This is a genomic window from Myxococcus faecalis (assembly GCF_050039385.1).
GTDB lineage: Bacteria > Myxococcota > Myxococcia > Myxococcales > Myxococcaceae > Myxococcus > Myxococcus fulvus.
On record NZ_CP144336.1, the window covers coordinates 2,405,022 to 2,426,690 of the forward strand.

Genomic DNA, 21,669 nt, shown 5'->3' on the forward strand with positions numbered 1-21,669 from the left:
GGATGGGGAGCCCGCCGCCGGGCTCATCCGGCGAACTCCACTACTCCGTGGCGCGGACCCAGTGCTGGGTGCGGCCCAGCAGGGACATGCCGATGTAGCCGCGCACCTTCAGCTTCTTGCCACCGTCCTCGACGGCGACCTTGCACTTGTAGGTCTTGCCGTTGGCCGGGTCGAGGATGGTGCCGCCCGTCCACTCGTCGTCGTCCTTCTTCAGGTTCTGGAGGATGGTCATCCCGATGATGGGCTGGTCCTTGAGCGAACCCTGGCACTTGTCGCAGACGGGGTTCTGGTCCTCGGTCGGCTCGCGGAAGAGCTTCTCAATCTTGCCGAACAGCTTGCCGTCCTGCTCGGTGATGACGATGACGGACTTGGGCTTCTTCGTCTCGTCATCGATGGTCGTCCACCGGCCCGTGGGACCGGTCGCCGGAGCGGCGGCGGGGGCCTTCGCGGCCGGCGCGGCGGCGGGAGCCTCGGCGGCAGGGGCCGCGGCGGGAGCCGCGTCCTGGGCCAGGGCGTTCGAGGCCATCATCAGACACAGGGAAGTGAGTCCGAACCACCGGGTTGCTTTCATGTCTTGAGGTCCTTGCGCGCGGGGCTCACGTCGGAGGGGGCTTGCGCTCGAGCGCCCCACCAGCCCGGTTGTACTCCAACGTCACACCAGGAGGCAGCCCCGCGTGACGCGCACGGATGCCGCTGTGCGGCATCGACACCATTCGCCAGGGGCCACCCGTCAAGCCCGGGGCCTACCCCCCAGGGGTGAGCGACAGCCCTCGGGCGCGCGCCTATTCAAGAAGCCAGGCGCAGCACGAACCCGAGGACGTTCACGGCGATGCACTTCACGTCGAAGGAACTCGAACTGAGGGAGAGAATCATCACCGCCCTCCACAGCTCCCTGTCCCTGCCGCTGGTCCTGGAGGCGACGCGGGCCCCGCTGCTCGAGCTCACCCCCGCGGACCACATGGGCCTGTGCGTGATGACGCCGGGGCCGCCCCTCGACTTCCAGTGGCTGGTCCCCGGCCACCGGCTGACGCTGCTGGACGAGTACCCCCGGTGGGCCGACTCGGACTTCGTGCGCGCGCCCATCTTCGCGCAGCCCAACGTGGTGCTCCGGGACACGCAGATGCTGCCGCGCAGGGCGCTGGAAGCCAGCGCGCTGTACCGGCGCAGCCAGGAGCTGGACCTCAGGCTGGAGCACGTCATGGCCGTGCTGCTGCCCGCCAAGGAGACCCTGCTCGGCGCCTTCACCCTGTACCGGGACCGCCGGGTGGAGTTCTCCGAGCACGAAGCCGCGCTCCTCACGAGCCTCACGCCCCACCTCACCAACGCGATCCGCAACTGCCGCGACATGCAGGCGGCCCGCAGCGGCGCGCGGCTCCTGGAGGAGCTCTACAACCGGCCGGACGCGGGCTTCCTGGTGGTGCTCCCGCCGAGCCGTGAGCTCCTGCGCTCGGAGCGCGCCAGGGTGCTCCTGGACACGTGGTTCGCGCCCTCCGACCTCCACGCATCGGGCATCCCGGGCATGTTGCTGGAGCGACTGCAGGCCCTGACGCGCATGTCCCCGGACGAGCGGCTCAAGCACAACCCGCTCGTGTCGCTGCGCGGCGAGACGTACCTGGTGGTGCGCTTCATCGAACTGCCCCAGCCCGAGGGCCCCGCCCAGTGGGCCCTGTCCATGAACGAGGTCCCCATGTCGATTCCCCTCCCGCAGAACATGCGCCTGCAGCTCACGAACCGGCAGGTCGACATCGCCCAGGGCATCCTGCGCAACTGGTCCAACGAGCAGATCGCCGAGCACCTCGGGCTCTCCGAGGACACGGTGAAGACGCACGTGCGCGACATCTTCGGCCGGCTGAAGGTCGACAACCGCGCGGACTTCCTCTACCAGGCCTCCCACCTCAACCGGCCCCTCTGAGCAGTCGCTCCTAGAAGCGTGGGAGCGCGAGCAGGTTGTCGGTGGAGATGCCGTTCGCCTTCGTGCGCAGGTACGGAGGCGTCGCCTCGACCACCTCCACCTTCACGTCCATGGGTCTGTTGCGCACCCGCGCATCCCCGCCCCTCTGGACCCACAGCACCAGCTCCGCGCGGCTGCACTCTCCCGCGTGGGTCGCCTCGACCCAGCGCAGGCGGGTGATGTGCTCGTGGAGCGTGCCCCCCTCGAGTCGTATCTGGGTGATGTAGCGCATGAAGTCGCCTCCGGTTCGAATGCCACGGTTGAGGGCGGAGGATCGCCCTCCAGGCGCAAGGTGTCTCTACCTCCCCGGAGGTAGAGGCCCGCTTCAGCCCTCCCGGAAGATGCCCGGGTAGATGCTGCGCGTGGCGCGCGCGGAGAGGACCACGGCGGCCTGCTCCTCGGGGTCCGTCAGTTCGCGCAGCACCGTGTTCATCTCCGCCACGTGGCCCTCGTCCAGCGCGCCGTGGCTGCGCAGGAACGTCACCGCCTTGCGGATATTGGGGATGGCGTCCACGGCGATGAGGCGCTCCACCGCGCCGCTCGCGCGCGTCTGGGAGAGGTACTCCAGGACGTACGCCGTCCCCAGCACCGCCGTCGGCACGCCCGAGCGGGACGTGAAGAAGTTCCAGCCGGTGTACGCCTCCACCGCGGGCGTCCTCACCGCGCGCTCGACGCGCTCCGCCCCGACGCCCAGGTTCTTCAGGTCCGACAGGAGCCACTTCTCGTGGCCGCGCTCCTCGTCCGCCTTGCGCAGCAGCAGCTCCGCCAGCCACGGGTGCGTGCCCAGCCGCCGCAGCCTGCGCCCGGCGTCGCCCAGCATCGGCGTGCTCCAGCGCGCGTAGTGGTACGTCTGGACGAGGTAGTGGATGTAGCCCGCCTCGTCGAGCGTGCCGTCGAAGAGCCGCCGCGCGTCCGGGTGCGCGTCCAGCGCCGCCACCAGCGCCCTCGCCTCCTGGTCCAGGAGCTCCACCCACCCCGTCGGGTCCTGCGTCCGCGTCTGCACGTGTGTCTCCTCTCCGGGCCACATCCGGCCGTCCATGTGACTCCCTTCGTCGCCGCGGCCCGGAGTGCGCCGCGGCGACGTCTGCGTGGGAGGACAGGGGGAGAGGAGGCCCCTGTCCGAGGCCTGGGTGCCGCTACGGCGCGCCGTCCTGGTAGTGCCGCTCGTGCTGCTGACGGAGCACGAACTTCTGGGCCTTGCCGGTGGACGTCTGCGGCATGGCCTCCAGCAGGACGACGGACTTGGGCACCTCGAAGCCGCCGAGGTGCTGCTTGCAGTGGGTGATGAGGTCCGGCGCCGTGGCCGAGGCGCCGGGCTTGAGCACGACGAAGCCGGTGACGGCCTCCGCCCAGCGCGGGTGCGGCAGGCCCACCACCGCCACCTGCAGGACGGCGGGGTGGCGCAGGAGGACCTCCTCGACCTTGATGGACGGGACGTTCTCTCCACCGGTCTTGCTCATGTCCTTCTTGCGGTCCACGAAGAGCAGCTGGCCGTCGGCGTCGAACATGCCGAGGTCGCCGGTGTGGTGCCAGCCGAACGCCCGCGCGCGCTCGGTGGCCTCCGGGTCCTTGTAGTAGCCGAGCATCACGTTCGGCCCGCGGTGGACGATTTCGCCCACCTCGCCGCGGCCGAGCAGCCGGCCCTCGTCATCCATGATGGCCGTCTCGTTCGTCACCACCGAGTCCCCCCAGTACGAGCCGAACCGCTTGAGCTGCTGCTCGGGCTTGAACATGGTGGTGGCCGGGTACATCTCCGTCTGCCCCGACGCGAGCGCGAACCCGCCCGGACAGAACTTCTCCAGGAGCTCCACGAGCAGCGTGCGCGCCATGGGCGCCATGACGTACAGACACATGCGCAGGCTGGACAGCTTCGTCGTCGGACGCGCCGGGTGCGCCAGCATGGCGCCGTACATGATGGGCAGGCCCAACAGGAAGGTGACGCCGCGCCGCTCGATGGTGGCGAGCATGGCGCCGGGCTCGAACACCCGCCGCACGATGACGGTGGCGCCCGCCATCAGGAACGACACGGAGACGGCGTGCTGCGCGCAGTGGAACATCGGCAGCACGCACAACGTCACGTCGCTGGGACGCAGCTCCAGCTCGAACAGGTTCCCGCTGAGCGCCGAGTGGATGGACGCGTGCGAGTGCATCACGCCCTTCTGCTGACCGGTGGTGCCGCTGGTGTACATGATCTGCGCCAGCTGCGTGCTCTCGACGTCCACCGCAGGCGGCGTGCCGTGCTGGCCCTTCAGCGTGTCCAGGAAGGCGACCGCGCCGCCTCCGGGCGCGGCCTGTCCCTCGGGGACACAGACGATGAGGCCCAGGCCCCGCGCGTCGAGCATCGCGCGCAGCTCCGGCTTCGCGAGCAGTTCCAGGTCGATGACCACCCGCGACACCTCGGCGTGCTCGAGGATGTAGCCGATGGCCTCCACGGAGAGGCCCGTGTTGATGGGCACCCAGACCAGGCCCGCCTTGTAGATGCCGAAGAAGGCGGTGACCATCTGCGCGGAGTTGCCGCAGAGCATGGCCACCCGCGTGCCCGGGGAGAGTCCTTCGCCGAGCAGGTGGTGGGCGAACGCGTTGGCGCGCCGGTCCAGCTCCGCGTAGGACAGCTCCAGCTCACCGTCGATGAGCGCCGTGCGCTCCGGCCACCGGAGCGCCGAGCGGCGGAGGATGTCTCCCAGCGAGACGCGGCTGATGTGCTTGTAGACGGCTTCCGGGGTCTGTCCCATCGTGTGCTCCTTCCCGCCCGACTCGGGCGCGCGAGTGGTCCCCCCCGTCATGCACCTCAGCCTCGCGACTTGCGAGGCAGGGTGCCCATGGCCTTGCTGATGATGCCGAGCATCACCTCGTCGGCGCCGCCGCCGATGGACCCCAGGCGCAAGTCACGGTGCGCGCGCGCCAGCGGGTTGTCCCAGGTGAAGCCCATGCCGCCCCAGTATTGGAGGCAGCCGTCGACCAGCTCCCGGGCGAGCCGCCCCGACTTGAGCTTGCACATGGAGGCGAGCTTCACCACCTGCGGGTCGTCCTTGTTCTCGATGTAGAGGGCGACGGTGCGGTAGATGAGCGCGCGGAGCGCCTCCACCTCCGTCTGCAGCTCCGCGAGCCGGAAGTGCACGGACTGGTTGTCGAGAATCGACTGGCCGAAGGCCTTGCGCTCCCGCGCGTACTCGGCCGTCTGCGCGATGAGCCGGTCGAACGTCACCAGGGTGCTCGCCGCCACGAAGAGGCGCTCCTCCTGGAACTGCTGCATCTGCATGGCGAAGCCGCGCCCCTCGTCGCCGATGCGGTTTCGCACCGGGACGCGCACGCCGTCGAAGAAGAGCTGCGCGGTGTCGGACGCCCACATGCCGAGCTTGCGAATCTTCGCGCGGGTGATGCCGGGCCGGTCCATGGGGACGATGATGAGCGACTTGTTCGCGTGCGCCGGGCCGTCCCCCGTGTTGGCGAGCAGGCAGACCCAGTCCGCCTGCATACCATTCGTGATCCACATCTTGCCGCCCGTGATGACGTAGTCGTCGCCGTCACGGCGCGCGGTGGTCGTCACGCTCGCCACGTCGGAGCCGGCGCCGGCCTCGCTCACCGCGATGGAGCACACGCGCTCCCCGGCGAGCGTGGGCGCGAGGAACTCCCGTCGCAGCTCGTCACTTCCGAAGCGGGCGAGCGCGGGCGTGGCCATGTCCGTGACGACGCCGATGGCCATGGGCAGCGCGCCGCAGGTGCAGTGACCCAGCTCCTCCGCGAAGGCGACCGAGAACGAGGCGTCCAACCCCAGCCCGCCGAACTCCGTGGGCTTGGTGATGCCCAGCAGCCCCAACTCCCCCAGCTTCTTGAACACCTCCCGCGCCGGGAAGAGCTCCGCATCCTCCCACGCGTCCACGTGGGGGTTGAGCTCCTGCTCGACGAACTTGCGGACCGTCTGACGGATGGCGCGGTGTTCCTGGGTCTCGTGCATGCGCTGCCTCGGTGGCTCGAAAGCCAGAGAAGGGTCGACGAAGGGAGGGCGCCACCCCGGCGCGGCGCGCGCACCCAACGGGCGTCCAGCACACCCTCCTACCGATGAGCCCCGAGTCTGCATCCCGCCCTTCTAAAAAAGCAAGCACGCTTGCTTTTTTCAAGAACCAGACGAGCGGACATCCCGCCCCCCACAAGGACTCATCCCTGGAGGGGACACCGTCGTGTCGTTCGCGGCACTTCGGCCCACCGCGTCATCCACCGGGATGTGCAGCGGGTGCGCACAGTGGCCCGACCCACGGTGCGCCCCCTCCACGTGGCGCGGAATCGGGACGAGGGGCGCGCGCGTGGCCCGTGGAGCCGACCGTCACCGTGACGGTGGGTGCTCGCCGCCCGTGCACCCGATTCGTCGCGACATTCTCCCGGACGAGACGTTGAGGAGGACAACGCCCTTGGGCGCCCCCGCCCTGGAGAGTCAGGCATCATGCGAGCATTCATCCTCCTGCTGACCACGACGATTGTCGTCGGCTTCGGAGCCGTGGGCTGTGGAGGAAAGTCCTCCTCCGAGGCCCCCGGCGACTCCCTCCTGACCGACGCGGGCACCGCCGACGCGAGCAAGCCCGACGAGACCGACGCGGGTGAGGCGGACTCCGGGACTCCGGATGCAGGCACGCCGGATGCGGGAGCTCCGGACGCTGGGACTCCGGACGCGGGCCGCGAGGATGCCGGCACGCCCGACGCGGGCCGGAGTGACGCGGGCACCGAGACACTGACCGCGCCCACCGGGGTGACGGCGACGCCGGACATCCGCGAGATGACCGTCGCCTGGAGCTACACCCCGTCCACCACGGGCAGCGCGCTGTCCTCGTTCGAGGTCGCCGCCACGCCCTCCAGCCTCAAGGTCAGCGCGGGCGCCGCCGCCCGAACGGCGGTCGTCACCGGCCTGGCCAATGGCACGCAGTACCGCTTCACCGTCACCGCCATCTACGCGGATGGCACCCGGCAGACCTCCACCCAGTCCGCCGCCGTGCGCACCTTCTCCTTGCCGGCCACGCCGACCTGGACCCGCTTGAAGGGCGCGGACCAGAAGGTGGAGCTGGAGTGGAGCCTGCCGTCGGACGGCGGCCAGCCCATCCAGGGCTACACCGTCACCGTCGCGCCGGGTGGGCAGGTCATCCACACGACCGAGCGGTCCGCGCTCGTCACCGGCCTCACCAACGGCCAGAGCTACACCTTCACGCTGGTGGTCACCACCGCGGTGGGGACCTCCACGCCCAACACCAGCTCGTCGGTCCGCGTCGCCGCCCTGCCGAGCGCGCCCCAGAACGTCACGGTGACGCCCTACATCCGCGCGGCGGAGGTGCGGTGGACCGCGCCCACGAACAACGGTGGCGCCGCGATTTCGGGCTACGTCGTCACCACGCACCCCACGGGCGTGTCCCAGCAGGCGTCCTCGACGGCGACCAGCCTCTACCTGACGGGCCTCGCCGACGGCGCCACGTACAGCTTCAGCGTGGCCGCGCAGAACTCGTCGGGCACGGGCGCCACCGCCACCACCCCCTCCGTGACGCTCCCCTCGCCGCCATCGGCTCCCGTCCAGCTCACCGGCGTCTACCACGCGGGGCAGCTCGAGCTGGACTGGCAGCCGCCCGCCAACGACGGTGGCCGACCCGTCACCAGCTACCGGCTCGTCTCCACCCCCGCGGGCGTGGACCAGAGCTTCCCAGCCTCGCCCACCGTGGCCCGCCTCTCCACGCTCACGCCCGGCGCCACCTACACCTTCACGCTGACCGCTTCGAACAGCGTGGGCGCTGGCCCGGCCACCACCTCCGCGCCCATCCAGCTGCGCGCCCAGCCGCGCGCGCCCACCGACGTGCGCGTGCACTCCACCTCCGCGGGCGCCGTCGTGCGCTGGAACCCGGCCTCCGCGCCCGCCACGGACCCCGTCACCGGGTACGTCGTCACCGCCACCCCCGGCGGCGGCTCCGTCACCGTCCCGGCGAGCGCCCGCGTGGCCACGGTGCCCGGGCTGGCCACGGGCACCACCTACCTGTTCCAGGTGAAGGCCCGGAACAGCGCGGGTGACGGACGCCCCTCCGCGCCGGCATTCCACCGCCACGTCGTGCCCCTGGCGTGCGCGACGCCGTCCTTCGCGCCCGTGTCCCAGTTCGCCTACCCCACGGGGGGAGACTTCATGGGCGCCGGCGACTTCAACGGGGACTCACGCCAGGACGTCCTGGTGGGCAACCTGTTCGACATCACCGTGCTCGCCAGCGGGCCCGGGCGCGGCTGCACGCGGCTGGCCAACTCCGCCAGCGCCGGCAACGTCCTCAGCTCGGAGCCCCCCGTGGTGGCGGACTTCAATGGTGACGGGAAGCTGGATGTCGCCGCCATCCTGGGCACCGACAGCGATGACAGGACGGGCGGCTTCACCGTCTACCTCGGCCAGGGCACGGGCACCTTCCAGGCGCCCCTGTCGACGCCGCTGGGCACCAACGTCACCACCAGCTTCAACTGCCTCACCGCCCGGGACTTCGACCGCGACGGGAAGCTGGACCTCTTCGCCCATGTCCACCTGGGACGGACGCTGCTCTATCGCGGCAAGGGGGACGGCACCTTCTTCGCCCCCACCACCGTCATCTCCTCCAACACGTACGACTGCCCCGTGGTGGCCGACTTCAACGGGGACGGGAACCTGGACTACGCCCGGCTCGACAGCGCCAACAACCGCATCGTGCAGGTCAACGGCACGGGCACCGGCTCGTTCCGGGTCCCCGTCTACGCTCCGTGCACCAGTTGCTACGGAAACCTGGTGGCGGGTGACTTCGACCACGACGGCGCCGTGGACGACCTGGCCCTGCTCCACCCCGAGAAGGTCCGCGTCTTCAGCCCCTCGGGTGGGACGCTGGCGCTCGCGTCCGAGATGCCCTTCGCCCGTCCGTTCGGCTCGACGGTCCGGTCGCCCCTGCTGGCCGACATGAACGAGGATGGCCGCCAGGACCTGTTCTGGACCAGCGCCCCGGGCGGGCAGCTCAACCTCCTGCCGGGCAGCGCCGGCCCCATGCCCTTCTCCACGCCGCGCAGCCTCGGCTACAACGGCGAGCACTACGCGCCCGCCGCGGGTGACTTCGACGGCGATGGCTTCACGGACGTGGCGCTCACCGGCTACATGTCCGTCCAGATGCTCTGGGGCACGAGCTCCCTGATCGAGAGCCTCCAGCTCGAGGGCGCCCCGGGCGGGCTCGCCAGCGGCGACTTCAACGCGGACGGCTTCGCCGACCTGGCCGCCGGGAGCAACGAGAAGAACGCCATCTTCATGTCGCTGTCGGGCAGCCCGGAGCGGAGCACCGCCGCGCTGTCACCCGTGTTCGTGCCTCCCGCGGGAAAGAAGGTCACCGCCGGGGTGCAGGACCTGGTCTCCGTGGACCTGGACGGTGACGGGCGCGAGGACCTGGCCGCCCTCACCACGTCGCTGACGCCGTCCACGGGCGTGCTGCCCCAGCTCGTCGTCTTCAAGCGCCTGCCGGGCGGAGGCTTCGCGCCCGCGGAGCGCTACGACGAGGACTGGACGCAGGCGGAGCTCATCGCGGTGGACCTCAACGAGGATGGCCGCTTCGACCTGGTGACGACGGAGCGGTTCACCCCCTCGAAAATCCAGCTCGGCGTGTGGCTCAACCAGGGCAGCGGGAAGTTCGCGCCCCGCCTCACCGTGGACGTGACGGCCAACTACGAGGTGCACACCCTGGTCTCCGCCGACCTGGACCGGGATGGCCACATGGACCTGGCGCTCCTGCGTCCGGGCAACCCCAACCTCGACAAGGGCGAGGTGTACGTCGTCTGGGGCAACGGCGACGGCACCTTCACCGGACAGACGACCTTCACCGGCGAGTACACGCACCGCGCCATGGGTCGCGCGGACCTGGAAGGCCAGGGCACCGTCGGCCTGCTCATCGACCGGGGCGAGGTGGGACTGCTCACCTATGATTCGGCCCGTCAGCCCACGCTGACGCCCAAGCACAGCCTGGGCATCCGCGCGGGCAATGGCATCCTCACGGCGGACTTCAACGCCGACGGCCTCACGGACACCTTCTCCTTCGAGCCGTTCGGCGCACGCGTGGTGATGCAGACCACGCCCAACACCTTCGCCCTGGGTCCCCTGCCCGGCTGGGGACGCACCGCCCGCGACGGGCTCATCGCGGACTGGAACGCGGACGGCCTGCCCGACCTCGCCTTCAGCAGCGTGGACGCCCAGGCGGCGACGATGGTGCTGAACGTCTGCGTGCCGCCCTGAGGCAGGCGAGGGCCCCGGGTCAGTGCGACTCGGACAGGTGGCTCGTGGCAGTCCAGCGCTTGCCATCATAGCGATAGAACCAGGTGGCGTTGCCCTCGCCCCAGTCCACGAGCGCATCCCGGCTCGTCGCGGGCACGCCATGGCGGCCGGGCTTCTTGTTCGGGAGGTAGAGTTGGAGGCAGCTCACCTCGCGGGGCAGTGACTGGACCTCACGCACGAGCCCCTTGCTCGTGAAGAGGACGCGCACGGGCACCGAGCCATTGCACGAGAAGCCCTTGCCCGGGAACGCGTAGTCCGGCGCGCCGTCCTGGTCGAAGTCGCCCCGGATGCAGGGCACGCCCGTCGTGCGGAGCACCTGCGCATCCAGCCCGAGCTCGCGCAGCGCGGACTGCGCCGAGCCCACGCTGCCCACGCACAGGCACTGCTGCGCCTCCGCCGGGTTGCAGCTCGGGTCCTGATAGGAGAGCTCCACGCGCTTGGGGGCCGCCGGCGCGGGGGCCCCCTGGGTGCTCGGGGTCACCACGGCTTGGGACGACGCCTCGGCGTAGCCGAGGGCAACCAACGGAAGAGTCCAGCCCAGCATCCAGCGCACACCCATGATGTATCGGTTCCTTCCAGGCCCAGGAATGAAACGGGCATCCGCCTATACGGCGGGGAGCGAGCGCTATTCAATGCGCCCGCGCACGAAGCGCGCCCCCTCCCCCAGGGCGGACCGTGTCGACCGGTGGCGCGTCCCCATGGACCCGGCCTCGTCCCGGGAGGGGCGGCGAGGCAGAATCGGCCGGCACATGCTCTTCGACGCGAGGACGTGGAGCCGGCACCTGCGCGGCTACGTCATCCATGACTGCGCCATCTCCCATGCGGGGCGACTCCACTTCACCCTCGTCCTGGATGAAGGCGAGGCGGGCTTCAGCCTCGACCCCGACACGCGCTTTCTCTGCTGCGACCTGGACGCGCCCGCCGCGCGGCGGTTCTCCCATGTGGACGCGCTCAATCTCGGTCCGGTGCGCAGCGCGGTGGCCATCTCTCCCTCACTCGAGCTGCTCGCGGTCGACCCCGCCGGGCGGCTCTACCGGTGTCCAGGCCGGGGCACGCCCACCCAGGATGCGCCCCCGCTGCCATGGAAAACTCGCCTGAAGCACCACGAGGGCCACGTCAGGAACCTCAAGCGCGTGGGCCGCCACGTCTACGCGCTCACCGATGCCCGCGAAATCCTCCGCCGCCAGGGCGCGCAACGCGGGGTGCCGCTCGCGGCGAGCGCGAAGGGCGCGCCCTTCCCTCGCGCGACGGACAAGCAGGCGGGATGGAGCACGGGCTTCAACGACCTGGATGGCTTCGCCTCCGACGACCTGTACGCCGTGGGCGGCTTCGGTGATGTCTGGCACTTCGACGGGAAGGACTGGACGAAGTTGCCCTTTGCCAAGGACACGCTGGTGCACACGGTGTGCTGCGCCGGTGATGGGAACGTCTACCTCACCGGCCACCGGGGCGCTCTCTGGGTCGGCCGGGGGAAGGAGTGGAAGCGACTCCAGGATGGAGGGCTGCCCCTGTCGGAGTTCAGCGACAGCGCGTGGTTCGCGGGTGCGCTCTACTGCGGGACCCATGAGGGCCTTTGGGTGAAGACCCAGCAAGGACGGCTGCGACCCGTGCGCGAGGTGGACCCGAGGATGAAGGCGGACGTGGCGAGGTGCTCCGGTCGCATCGGACTCAGCCCGGATGGCACGAGGATGCTGAGCGCGAGCCACCGAGGCGCCTCCCTCTTCGATGGCGAGCGCTGGACACTGTTGTTCAAGACCTCCCGACCCTCCACGGCCCCACGGCGCAAGATGGACTCTCGGAGGAAGCCATGAAGCCCCCCACCCGCCCCCCGAAGCCCCGAGGACACTCACGCGGCCTGCCGGCCCTCGGGCTCGGACTCACGATGTCGATGACCGCGTGTCGGTCGTCCTCGCAGACTCCGAACGACAACGCCGCGCACCTCGTCTCATCGGAGTCCGCGCCCTTCGTGGAAGCCCCTGCCCAGACGCCCTCATGGCTCGGTATCCCCGCCTCCGACTCGCGGGTGCAGGTCATCGGACGCGCGTACCGCTCCGGGACTCGCGTGGTCTTCTCCCATCCCGGCGTGACGATTCGCGTGCGGTTCTGGGGCGATGCCCTGCGCATGCGCCTCGACGACGCAGGGCCAGGCGGCGACACGAAGACCAACTACTTCGACGTCATCGTCGACGGGGGCGCGCCCCAGAAGCTGGAGGTGAAGAGCGGCGCGGCCACCTATCCGCTCGCCACCGGGCTCCCGCTGGGGCTCCACACAGTGGAGGTCCTCAAGCGCACCGAGACCTCCGTGGGCGTCACCACGCTCGAGGCGCTCGAGGTCCACGGAGAGCTCCGGGAGCCGCCGCCCCGCGCGGCGCTGCGGATGGAGTTCGTCGGAGACTCCATCACCTGCGGCTACGGCTCCGAGGTTGCCATCATCCCGCCCTCCCCTTCCTGGCGGGCGCCGACCTTCACCTCCAAGAACGAGAACCCCACGCGAGCCTACGCATGGCTCACGGCCCGGAAGATGGGCGCGGAGGCCTCGCTCATCTGCCACTCGGGGCACGGCGTGTACCGCAACCTGGACCTGTCGACGACGGGACTGGTCCCCGCCCTCTACGAGCTCGCGGTCCCCGGCCACAGCGCGCCCTGGGATTCCTCCGGTGAATCACCGCACGTGATTGTCATCAACGCCGGGAGCAACGACACCCTCGCCGGTCACGGCACCGACGTGTTCCTCCCGGATGAAGCGGCCTTCAAGTCCGCCTATCGGACGTTCCTCACGCGCCTGCGCACGCTGCATCCGCGAGCACACCTCGTGTGTACGCTGGGCAGCATGACGGATGGCTACAAGCAGCACGAGCAGGGCGGCCAGGTGACCTCCGTCCACGTGGGCGACTGGCTCACCGAGCTGGTCGCGGAGCGCCATCAACAGGGCGACACGCGCGTCCACCGCCATGTCATGGCCGTGCAGAATCCGTCCGTGGACGGAGTCGCCGAGGACTGGCATCCGTCCGCCGCCACACACGCGAAGATGGCCGATGCGCTGAGCCGCTTCATCCAGGACGTGATTCGCCAATAAGGCATCTGCCAACAAGCCACGCCGTGGACAGGAGAATGCTCTGTCCTCATTGAACGACACACGTGTCCAACGGCTGATGGAGCGACCTGGCAGGCCATTGGGCTCACATGCTCGGTGTGCCATGCTTTGGCCATGGCGGACACGCTCGGGTCAGACGCTCCCGTTTCCGAAGGATTGGACCGCCGTCGCTTCCTGACGTGGGTCGTCGCTTCTCCCACGTTGATGATTGCGGCCCGGCTGGGGCTCGATGTGCCCACGGCCCAGGCCGCGCAGCCCGAGGAGACGGCGGCGGCGACGATGAACCTCTACCTGACGCTCCAGGAGGACGGACGCGTCACCACCACCCTTCCACGCACGGAGATGGGCCAGGGCATCACCACCGCCGTGGCCATGCTCGTCGCGGAGGAGCTCGACGTCGCGCTCGACGCGGTCTCCATCCTCCACGAGGACGCGGACTCGCGCTGGTTCACCCAGCTCACGGGCATGTCCACCACGATGCGCCTCCTGTCCGGGCCGCTTCGCGCCGCGGCGGCGGACGCGCGGGCCCGGCTCGTCACGGCGGCGGCGCTGCGCTGGCGGGTCCTGGCGCCCACGCTCACCACCGCGCGGGGCGTGGTGAGCGCGCCCGATGGTCGACGCGCCGGCTATGGCGAGCTGGCGCAGGATGCCGCTCGCGTGGTGCTGCCGCTGGTCTCCACGCAGCCCAAGCCGGTGAGCCAGTACACGCTGGTGGGCAAGCCCACCGGGCGCATCGACGCGCGGGACATCGTCACGGGGGCGACCCGGCACGCCCTGGACCTGGACCTCCCCGAGGCGCTCCCCACGGTGGTGGCGAGACCTCCCACGCTGCGCGGCACCGTCCGCACCGTCGACGACGCGGCGGCGCGGGCCATGGGCGGCGTGGTGGACGTGGTCTCGCTGGGCACCGGCGTGGCGGTGGTGGCCCGGACCTTCGGACAGGCGCTCGCGGCCCGCGCGGCGCTGCGCATCACCTGGACGCCCGGCCCCGCCAGCGCGCTGTCCGACGCGGACATCCGCACGCGCTTGCGCGACGGCATCGGCGCGCGGCCCCTGCCGCCGTTGTTCACGACGCGCACGCTGGAGGGGAGATTCGACTTCCCCTACCTGGCGCACGCCCCCATGGAGACGCAGAGCTGCGTGGCGCGCGTGCAGGGCGGACTGGCGGAGGTCTGGGTGGGGACGCAGGACCCGAAGCATGCCCAGCGCGAGGTGGCGCGGGCGCTCGGCTGGGCTTTGACGCCGTGGAAGGTGACGGTGCACACCGTGCGCGCGGGCGGTGGCTTCGGCCGCAGGTTCTTCAACGAGGCGGCGGTGGAGGCCGCGCTCGTGTCGAAGGCCATCGGCAAGCCTGTGAAGCTGATGTGGAGCCGGGACGATGACATGCGCCACGGGCGCTTCCGTCCCGCGAGCCACCACCGCATCCTCGCCCACCTGGGTCTGGGCGGGCGCATCCTGGGCTGGCACCACCGCGCCGCCATCCCCACCCTGGAGGTGCCGCACGGCTTCGGCGACGTCGTCACCGCGCTGGTCGGAGAAGTGCTCCCGGAGGTCACCGGCGCGGTGTTCTTCGCGCTGTCGCAGAAGCTCCCCTATTCGTTCGGACAGGTGAGCCACGAGCTGCGCGACATCTCCATCCCGATTCCCACCGCGTCCTTCCGCTCGGTGTTCACCAGCCAGGTCGGCGTGTCGAACGAGGTCTTCGTCGACCAGCTGGCGCGAGAGCTCCAGGTGGACCCGGTGACGCTGCGTCGCGAGCGGCTCGACTCGAACCGGCTCAAGGCGGTGCTGAACAAGGTGGTGGCGGAGGGGCAGTGGGGGCGCGCGCTGCCGCCCGGGGTGGCGCAGGGGGTCGCCGTGCTGGAGGAGTGGGGGAGCGCCATCGCGCACCTCATCGAGGTGGACGTCACCGGAGGGACGCCGCGGGTGCTGCGCATCGTCATCGCCGCGGACGTGGGCCTGCCCATCAACCCCAAGGGAATCGAGGCCCAGCTCCAGGGCGCGGCGGTGGACGCGATGTCCACCACGCTGAGCGCGGGCATCCACATCGACGCGGGCGCGGTGCGCGAGAGCAGCTACGCGGACTACCGCTGGATGCGCATGAAGCACGTCCCGGCCGACATCCAGGTGCACCTGGTGCGCTCGGATGACCGCGTGGGCGGCGTGGGCGAGCTGGGCTACCCCAGCGCCGCGGCCGCGCTGACGAACGCGATTGCACGGGCCCGGGGCACGATGCCCAACCGCTTCCCCATCCTCGACGAGGGAGTCTGAGCATGCCGGCCCATCAGTTCATCCTCAATGGTCAGACGGTGTCGGTGGAGGCGCCCGAGGACCTGTCGCTCCTGTGGGTCCTGCGCGACGTGCTGGGCGTGACGGGGCCGAAGTATGGCTGCGGCGTGGGCGTGTGCGGCGCGTGCACCAGCCACCTGGACGGCGAGGCGTTCCGGCCCTGCATCCACCCGGTGGGCACGCTTCAGGGGCGCGAGGTGATGACCATCGAGGGGCTGGGCGCACAGGGGTTGCATCCGGTGCAGCAGGCCTGGATGACGGAGGACGTGGCCCAGTGTGGCTTCTGTCAGCCGGGGCAGATCATGGCCGCCGTCGCGCTGCTGAAGAAGAACGCCCACCCGTCCGACGCGGACATCGACGCGGCGATGAGCGACAACGTCTGCCGGTGCGGCACCTATGTCCGCATCCGCGCCGCCATCAAGCGCGCCGCCCTGCTGCTGCGAAGTGGTGCGACGGGTGGGTGACGGCTCGCGGGTGGAATGCCCACGAGCCTCGCGAGTGCTCAGCCGAGCTTCTTGCGCAGCCAGGTGTCCAGGGCGAAGCGGCCGGGCCCCACGGTCATCAGCACCACGGCGATGACCAGGTAGAGCAGGGGCAGCTCATAGCTGCCGGCATGGCCGACGAACGGGTCGCCCTTCACCACGGCGTGGACGTGCGTGGCGACGGCCATGGTGAAGAAGAGGCCCAGGGACGCCAGCGGCACGAGCAGGCCCAGCACCCAGGCGAGCCCGCCGCCGAACTCCGAGAGCGCGGCGAGCGCCTGGAGGATTCCCGGCACGGGCGCCTCGGCGCCCATCCAGGCGAACGGGTTCTGGATCTTCGACCAGCCGTGGAACATGAACGCGATGCCAGCGACGAGGCGCAGCAGCAGCAGGCCGACGCTGGGCGCCGTCGGCAGGGGCGCGGGGAACAGGGAGGCGAGCTTCATGATGAATCCTTCGAGGAGTCCGGGTTTGACCTGCGCGAGACATAATCCAGGTCGTCCCCTGTTGGGAGTTCTCGCCAATGGATTGGCCCATGCCTCATAAACAAGACATGCAGACACGGAAAGATGCGTGGACGTATCAGGAATGGGAGCTGTCCGCCGATTCGCGGCATCCCGGCTGGACCGCCGTCGAGCGGTTCTTGACGAGCACCCTGCCCGCCTTGCAGCCCGCGGCGCTCGCCCGCTTCGACTTCGACCGGCGCACGGGCGCCTTCCAGCTGACCCGGGCGCCCGTCGTCGCGACGAGCGACGACTTCCGTCCCTCCGACATCCTGGACGGCCTGCGTGGCCACACGTACATGGTGCTGGTCCTCCACACCTCGATGGAGATGAAGGACGTGTTCCCGGAATACGTCCTGTGCACCGAAGGACTCCTCTCGTTCCCCCGGAGCGAGCACGTCTTCTACGCCCCTGTCATCGGGCTCGAAGAGACGCTGAAGCTGGGGCGACACGCCCTGGTGGTTTCACACGACGGTGACCCGCTGCACTGGATTTCATCGGCCTCGACCCCTCGGTGAAGCGCACTCCGGCTCCGTCCGTGGCGTGACACACGGGTCGGGCGTCGTTGGTTTCGCGAGGGTCGCGGGCTAGCGTCCGCGCGCATGAAACAAGTCTCCCAGTCCATCGAGGCGTTGAAGCAGTCGAAGCTGCTGGAGCTGACCCTCTCCGAGCCCATCTCGGCCGACGCGCTGGTGAAGGCCGTGAAGCCGCACTTCGGCACCCTGCGCTGGACGCCGCCCCCCAGCTATCGCGAGGCGCTCGCGCTGGGACTGTGCATCGCGGAGCGCAATCTCCAGGCGGACGGCCTGGACGTGGGCTTCTGGCTCTACGACGCGGAGGACATCGCCAGCGCGAACGAGGACCTGGTCCACCTGCCGGAGGGCGTCTCCATCGAGGAGGGCGTGGACCTCTCCACCAACCACCTGGTCGGCTTCGCGGAGGCGGGCGGCGAGGCCGTGTGGTGCTTCGACGTGAGCAAGCCGGGCCCGAATGGTGAGTACCCCATCTACTACCACCACCAGGACCAGCCGCGCGCCCGCGTGCTCGCGACCGGTGCGTGGCACAACCCCGAGGATGCCATGCCGGACTTCGAGTCCTTCCCGCAGTGGCTCGAGACGATGACCGCGGCCCTCACCGCCCCCAAGCCGCCGAGCTGGCTCAAGGACGTGGGCGCTCCCGGGATGACCTTCGCCGACAAGCGCCTGTCGCTGTAGTCCGGCGCCACGGCCCCCGAGTCGCGGGGGCCTTCGTGCCTCAGCGCGTGCTCGTCATGATGCCGCCCTGCTGGAGCAGCGCGAAGAGGTCCACGAGCCCCTCCACCGGGAAGACGTACCCGTACTCCGCATAGGCCGCGTCGCGGATGTCCGCCACGGAGCGACGACCGTCCGCGTAGCTCGCGATGGCATCCGGCAGTTGGTAGAAGCGCAGCTCGCCCTCCCCCTGCTCCCGCAGCGCCGACGCGGCGTCCCGGAACGCGGCCCGCACCGCGTCCACCCGGGGCTGGTCCGCTGGAGCCACCTTGCCCGCCAGCTCATCGAAGGAGGCCAGCTCCTTGCCCTTCACCCGTCGCGGGACGAAGGCACGGGCGCGGCGCTCCGCCTCCGTCACGGCGGGCTCCTTGAGCGAGACACCTCGCGCCTTGCCATCCGCCTCCACGCGCTCCAGCGCCTGCTCCTCGGCGCGGTCCAACAGCTTCGTCAGCGTCTTCACCGACGCGGCCGGCGCGCCCAACGGCTGGCACGAGCGCAAGGCCTCGCGCTCCCGCGCGTAGGCGGCGCGCACCACCGCGCGCGCGAGCCGGTAGGTGCCCGCGACCTGCTCGGCGGGCGCCGCGGCCAGGTCCTTGCGCGCCCGGAACTCGTCCTCCGCCACGCGCCGGGCGCCGTGCACCGACACCAGCCGCGCCAGCTCCAGGGCCCCCGGGCCCTCCGCCCAGGCGGCCACGGTGATGGAGGCCAGCCCCGCGAACGCCGCGCGGTGCAGCTGCGTGGGGTCCACGTTCTCCGGCCGGTCCCCGCTCGTGTGATACGCGTCGTCCGGCCAGGTGGAGAACGCCACGCCGGGGATGCCGTGGTCATTGAAGAGCTGGTGGTCCGAGCCCCGGCCATAGCGCTCCAGGTGCATATCCATCGGCTCGCGCGAGCCGGTGACGGAGCCGATGCGGAAGTCCTTGCGGGACGGATACGTCACCGCGTTGAAGCGGTTCATGAACGCCACCGTGGACTCCGTCACCGCGTTCACGAAGCTGCCCAGCCAGTCCGGCGTGTACGACGCGGAGAAGCGCGAGTGCACCTTCGTCAGGCTCGCGCCGAGCATGTCGAAGTTGTAGTGCGCCACCCGCCGCACCGGCTCGGCGCCGTGGCGCTCGAACCACTCGCGCGTCCCCTCGAACTCCGGCAGCCACAGCACCCGCACGGTGCGCACCGGAGGCGGCAGCACGCCGTCCCGGATGAGCGTGGTGTACGTGCGCACCATCTCCAGCACCGTGGCCGCGCCCGAGGCGTTGTCATTTGCCCCCGGCTTGTAATGGTCCAGGTGCGCGGTGAGGACAATCTCCTCGTCCGAGCGCTGGCCGGGGATGACGCCGCTGACGACGGAGTAGTGCCCCGGCTTCGTCTCGGTGGCGATGCTCACGTCCACCTTCATCGGGCCCGTCAGGAGCTGCGCTCGCAGCTCGCGCGCCTGGCGGTCGGTGAGCATGAACAGGAAGGGCGCCGGCTGCCCTTCCGGCCGAATCCCCGGCGGCACCACCGCCCAGCCAATCTGGTCGGGGAAGTCCCCATCCATGCGATGCGGCTGGTTCCAGGGCGGCGTCGAGTACGAGGAGAGCACGCCCACCGCGCCGAGCTTCCCGACCGCCCGGCGCAGGACCGCGACGGGGTGCCCCCGCGTGAGCACCACCTTGCCCTGGAAGTCCTTGCCCGCGTAGTCCGAGTCCTGGTTGCCCTGCCCCACGTCGACCAGCTCCAGCGCCTTGCCCTCGAAGCTGCCGCTGCGCAGCGCCAGCGCCATGGGCTGGTCCGCGTGCGACGTCACCTTGTAGCGGTGCGGCCCGGACACCCACAGCTCGCCCCGGGTGGCGCGCCACTGGAGCTCCTCCTTCATCGGCTCCACGCGCACGTCCTGCAGCCCCGCGGCCTTCGCGCTCGCGGCGACCCACTCCGCCGCCTGCCCGTAGCCCTCCGCGTTGTCCCGGGCCAGCAGCGACAGTCGCTGCACACCGTCATGGATGCGGTCCCCGGAGCTCTCCGAGATGAGGGCGCGCACCACGTCGTCCCTCAGCACCAGGCCCGTCGTGGGCGACACCGGCCCCACGGGAGACACCGGAAGCTGGGCGAAGGCGGGGAGCGACACGAGCACGGCGACGGACAGGAGCAGGCGAAGGCGCATGGAGGTCTCGGTGCAGGCAACTCAGCATCCCCCTTCGCTCGAGTCCAACATCCATTGCCTGCGGACCGACAGGTGACAGTTCGGGATGAACCCGGTGTTCCAGGGAGTCCACACCCTGGAGACTCCATGATTCCCACGCGCATCTTCCTGCGCATCGCCGGCGTGCTCGCGCTGGGCGGACTGACGCATTGCACCCCCGCCGAGCCGGAGCGGGACGTCCCCGAGGCCACCGCGGCGGAGCCCACCGCGACCGCCGAGGCGGCGCTGAGCAGCTCCGCTCCCGGCAAGCGACTGTTCACCCACGCGTTCCCGAACACGAACGGACGCTCGTGCGCCACCTGTCACGTGCTCGACGACAGCACCGCGCTCAAGCCCGCGCACGTCCAGGCGCTGCATGCCTCCAACCCGCGGGACGTGCTCTTCCATCCCATCGACGCGGACGACCCGAACGCGGCGGTGCCCACGTACGAGCACCTGAAGAAGGGACTGGTCCGCGTCGTCCTGCCCCTTCCCGACAACATGGATGTCATCGACGCCCAGGGGCAGGTCATCACCCCCGCGGACAGGAAGGTCTTCGTCTGGCGAGGCGTGCCGAGCATCCAGGACGTGGCCCTCACCGGCCCCTTCTTCCAGCTCGACGGGCGTGAATCCAACCTGGAGGACCAGGCCCAGGCCGCCATCACCAGCCACAGCCAGGGTGGCGCCGTCCCCCGCTCACAGCTGCGCCAGCTGGCGAGCTTCCAGCGCGATGCGTTCACCTCGTCCCGCCCGCGCTTCGTCGCGAGCCTGCTCGACGCGGGCGTCCCGCTCTCGCGCATCCCGTCGCCCGAGGACTTCCTCTGGCTCACGCCCGCCGAGATGCGCGGACGCGAGGTCTTCAAGGTCGGCTGCGAGCCGTGCCACGGCAGCCCCACGCTGAGCCACATCTCCCAGCCGGCGATGCTGGAGCTCGCCTCAAGCTTCCCGGTGACGAAGCCCGACGGCAACGTCGTCTTCACGAACGTCCCGGGCACGGGCCCCGTCCCCGTGCAGGGCCAACGCCAGACACCCGACATCCTGAACATCGCCGTCGGAGGCTTCACGTACCTGGGACAGATTGGCCAGTTCCCCACGCTGTACAACGCCTCGCTGGAGCTGCCGCGCTACCGCTTCCGCTTCTACACGGACGGCACCCGGACGCGGCAGGTGACGGACCTGCCCCCCATCCCCGTCACCGCGAGCGGAGACCCGTACGACCCGAACCCCGCCGTGGACGAGAACGGAGCGCCCATCGTCGGCCCCAACCTCTTTCCCCAGGCCTTCACCACGGACCCCGGTCGCGCGCTCGTCACCGGCAACCCGCTGGACTTCGAGGCCTTCGACATCCCCACGCTCCGAGGGGCCGCTCGGACGGCGCCGTACTTCCACGACAACAGCATCGAGACGCTGAAGGGCGTGGTCGACCTCTACAGCCAGTTCGTCATCCCCTTCACGTCCGCGCTCGAGCTGCCTCCCGTGCATCCCCCGGAGCTCCCCGGCGCACCGCCCGAGTCGCTCAGCCCCGCCCAGAAGCAGGACCTGCTGCGCTTCCTCGAGCGGCTCTGAAGACAGATGTGAAGGAGACCAACCCGCCAGCGTAGTCCGGCGGGCCTCGTCGACCAACCTGTCGTTGCCCCGTGGAGGATGCTCCTCGGGGC

Annotated in this window: 17 protein-coding genes; 9 read left to right on the forward strand and 8 right to left on the reverse strand. The window is 70.4% G+C overall.

All coding sequences use genetic code 11. The features are described from left to right. Positions 1 to 40 precede the first annotated feature (40 nt). Positions 41 to 571: a DUF2147 domain-containing protein gene (locus VZQ01_RS09465; RefSeq protein ID WP_141332257.1), complete on the reverse strand. Its 531-nt coding sequence runs from the start codon at positions 569 to 571 to the stop codon at positions 41 to 43. 258 nt (positions 572 to 829) lie between these two features. On the opposite strand from VZQ01_RS09465, the gene VZQ01_RS09470 reads away from it, so the two are divergent. Continuing rightward, complete coding sequence (locus tag VZQ01_RS09470) at positions 830 to 1,912, forward strand: LuxR C-terminal-related transcriptional regulator (protein WP_223752045.1); 1,083 nt, start codon at positions 830 to 832, stop codon at positions 1,910 to 1,912. Positions 1,913 to 1,922: 10 nt separating this feature from the next. On the opposite strand, the gene VZQ01_RS09475 is transcribed toward VZQ01_RS09470, so the two are convergent. The 4 genes from VZQ01_RS09475 to VZQ01_RS09490 all read right to left on the reverse strand — a co-directional run bounded on the left by VZQ01_RS09475 (position 1,923) and on the right by VZQ01_RS09490 (position 5,906). Further along, the gene (locus VZQ01_RS09475; RefSeq protein WP_141332259.1) at positions 1,923 to 2,183 is read right to left on the reverse strand and encodes a DUF3892 domain-containing protein; all 261 of its coding nucleotides are present in this window, start codon (positions 2,181 to 2,183) and stop codon (positions 1,923 to 1,925) included. Between the two features lie 93 nt (positions 2,184 to 2,276). Beyond that, the gene (locus tag VZQ01_RS09480) at positions 2,277 to 2,978 is read right to left on the reverse strand and encodes an iron-containing redox enzyme family protein (RefSeq protein ID WP_426748947.1); all 702 of its coding nucleotides are present in this window, start codon (positions 2,976 to 2,978) and stop codon (positions 2,277 to 2,279) included. A 109-nt stretch (positions 2,979 to 3,087) separates the two neighbouring features. Beyond that, positions 3,088 to 4,683: an AMP-binding protein gene (locus tag VZQ01_RS09485; RefSeq protein WP_426747620.1), complete on the reverse strand. Its 1,596-nt coding sequence runs from the start codon at positions 4,681 to 4,683 to the stop codon at positions 3,088 to 3,090. A gap of 56 nt (positions 4,684 to 4,739) precedes the next feature. Beyond that, complete coding sequence (locus VZQ01_RS09490; RefSeq protein ID WP_141332262.1) at positions 4,740 to 5,906, reverse strand: acyl-CoA dehydrogenase family protein; 1,167 nt, start codon at positions 5,904 to 5,906, stop codon at positions 4,740 to 4,742. Positions 5,907 to 6,389: 483 nt separating this feature from the next. Here VZQ01_RS09490 and VZQ01_RS09495 point away from each other — a divergent pair, with 483 nt between their 5' ends. Then, positions 6,390 to 10,196: an FG-GAP-like repeat-containing protein gene (locus VZQ01_RS09495; RefSeq protein ID WP_426747621.1), complete on the forward strand. Its 3,807-nt coding sequence runs from the start codon at positions 6,390 to 6,392 to the stop codon at positions 10,194 to 10,196. Between the two features lie 19 nt (positions 10,197 to 10,215). On the opposite strand, the gene VZQ01_RS09500 is transcribed toward VZQ01_RS09495, so the two are convergent. After that, on the reverse strand, positions 10,216 to 10,794 hold the full coding sequence (locus tag VZQ01_RS09500) for a hypothetical protein (protein WP_426747622.1): 579 nt from the start codon (positions 10,792 to 10,794) through the stop codon (positions 10,216 to 10,218). A 190-nt stretch (positions 10,795 to 10,984) separates the two neighbouring features. Between VZQ01_RS09500 and VZQ01_RS09505 the strand changes: the two genes are divergently transcribed. The 4 genes from VZQ01_RS09505 to VZQ01_RS09520 all read left to right on the forward strand — a co-directional run bounded on the left by VZQ01_RS09505 (position 10,985) and on the right by VZQ01_RS09520 (position 16,082). Continuing rightward, positions 10,985 to 12,046: a hypothetical protein gene (locus VZQ01_RS09505; RefSeq protein WP_426747623.1), complete on the forward strand. Its 1,062-nt coding sequence runs from the start codon at positions 10,985 to 10,987 to the stop codon at positions 12,044 to 12,046. A 155-nt stretch (positions 12,047 to 12,201) separates the two neighbouring features. After that, a complete protein-coding gene (locus VZQ01_RS09510) occupies positions 12,202 to 13,311 on the forward strand; it encodes an SGNH/GDSL hydrolase family protein (RefSeq protein WP_426747624.1) in 1,110 nt (369 codons plus the stop codon). 132 nt (positions 13,312 to 13,443) lie between these two features. Next, the gene (locus tag VZQ01_RS09515) at positions 13,444 to 15,600 is read left to right on the forward strand and encodes a xanthine dehydrogenase family protein molybdopterin-binding subunit (protein WP_426747625.1); all 2,157 of its coding nucleotides are present in this window, start codon (positions 13,444 to 13,446) and stop codon (positions 15,598 to 15,600) included. Positions 15,601 to 15,602: 2 nt separating this feature from the next. Continuing rightward, complete coding sequence (locus tag VZQ01_RS09520; protein WP_248544180.1) at positions 15,603 to 16,082, forward strand: (2Fe-2S)-binding protein; 480 nt, start codon at positions 15,603 to 15,605, stop codon at positions 16,080 to 16,082. 38 nt (positions 16,083 to 16,120) lie between these two features. On the opposite strand, the gene VZQ01_RS09525 is transcribed toward VZQ01_RS09520, so the two are convergent. Beyond that, positions 16,121 to 16,546: a DoxX family protein gene (locus VZQ01_RS09525; protein WP_141331658.1), complete on the reverse strand. Its 426-nt coding sequence runs from the start codon at positions 16,544 to 16,546 to the stop codon at positions 16,121 to 16,123. A 107-nt stretch (positions 16,547 to 16,653) separates the two neighbouring features. Between VZQ01_RS09525 and VZQ01_RS09530 the strand changes: the two genes are divergently transcribed. Together VZQ01_RS09530 and VZQ01_RS09535 are read left to right on the forward strand one after the other, a co-directional pair. Next, a complete protein-coding gene (locus VZQ01_RS09530; protein WP_426747627.1) occupies positions 16,654 to 17,121 on the forward strand; it encodes a hypothetical protein in 468 nt (155 codons plus the stop codon). Between the two features lie 84 nt (positions 17,122 to 17,205). Next, positions 17,206 to 17,817: an SMI1/KNR4 family protein gene (locus VZQ01_RS09535; RefSeq protein ID WP_426747628.1), complete on the forward strand. Its 612-nt coding sequence runs from the start codon at positions 17,206 to 17,208 to the stop codon at positions 17,815 to 17,817. Positions 17,818 to 17,857: 40 nt separating this feature from the next. Here VZQ01_RS09535 and VZQ01_RS09540 read toward each other — a convergent pair whose 3' ends face one another. Then, the gene (locus tag VZQ01_RS09540; protein ID WP_223785431.1) at positions 17,858 to 19,993 is read right to left on the reverse strand and encodes a M28 family peptidase; all 2,136 of its coding nucleotides are present in this window, start codon (positions 19,991 to 19,993) and stop codon (positions 17,858 to 17,860) included. Positions 19,994 to 20,119: 126 nt separating this feature from the next. Here VZQ01_RS09540 and VZQ01_RS09545 point away from each other — a divergent pair, with 126 nt between their 5' ends. After that, the gene (locus VZQ01_RS09545; RefSeq protein WP_426747629.1) at positions 20,120 to 21,577 is read left to right on the forward strand and encodes a cytochrome-c peroxidase; all 1,458 of its coding nucleotides are present in this window, start codon (positions 20,120 to 20,122) and stop codon (positions 21,575 to 21,577) included. Positions 21,578 to 21,669: the final 92 nt, after the last annotated feature.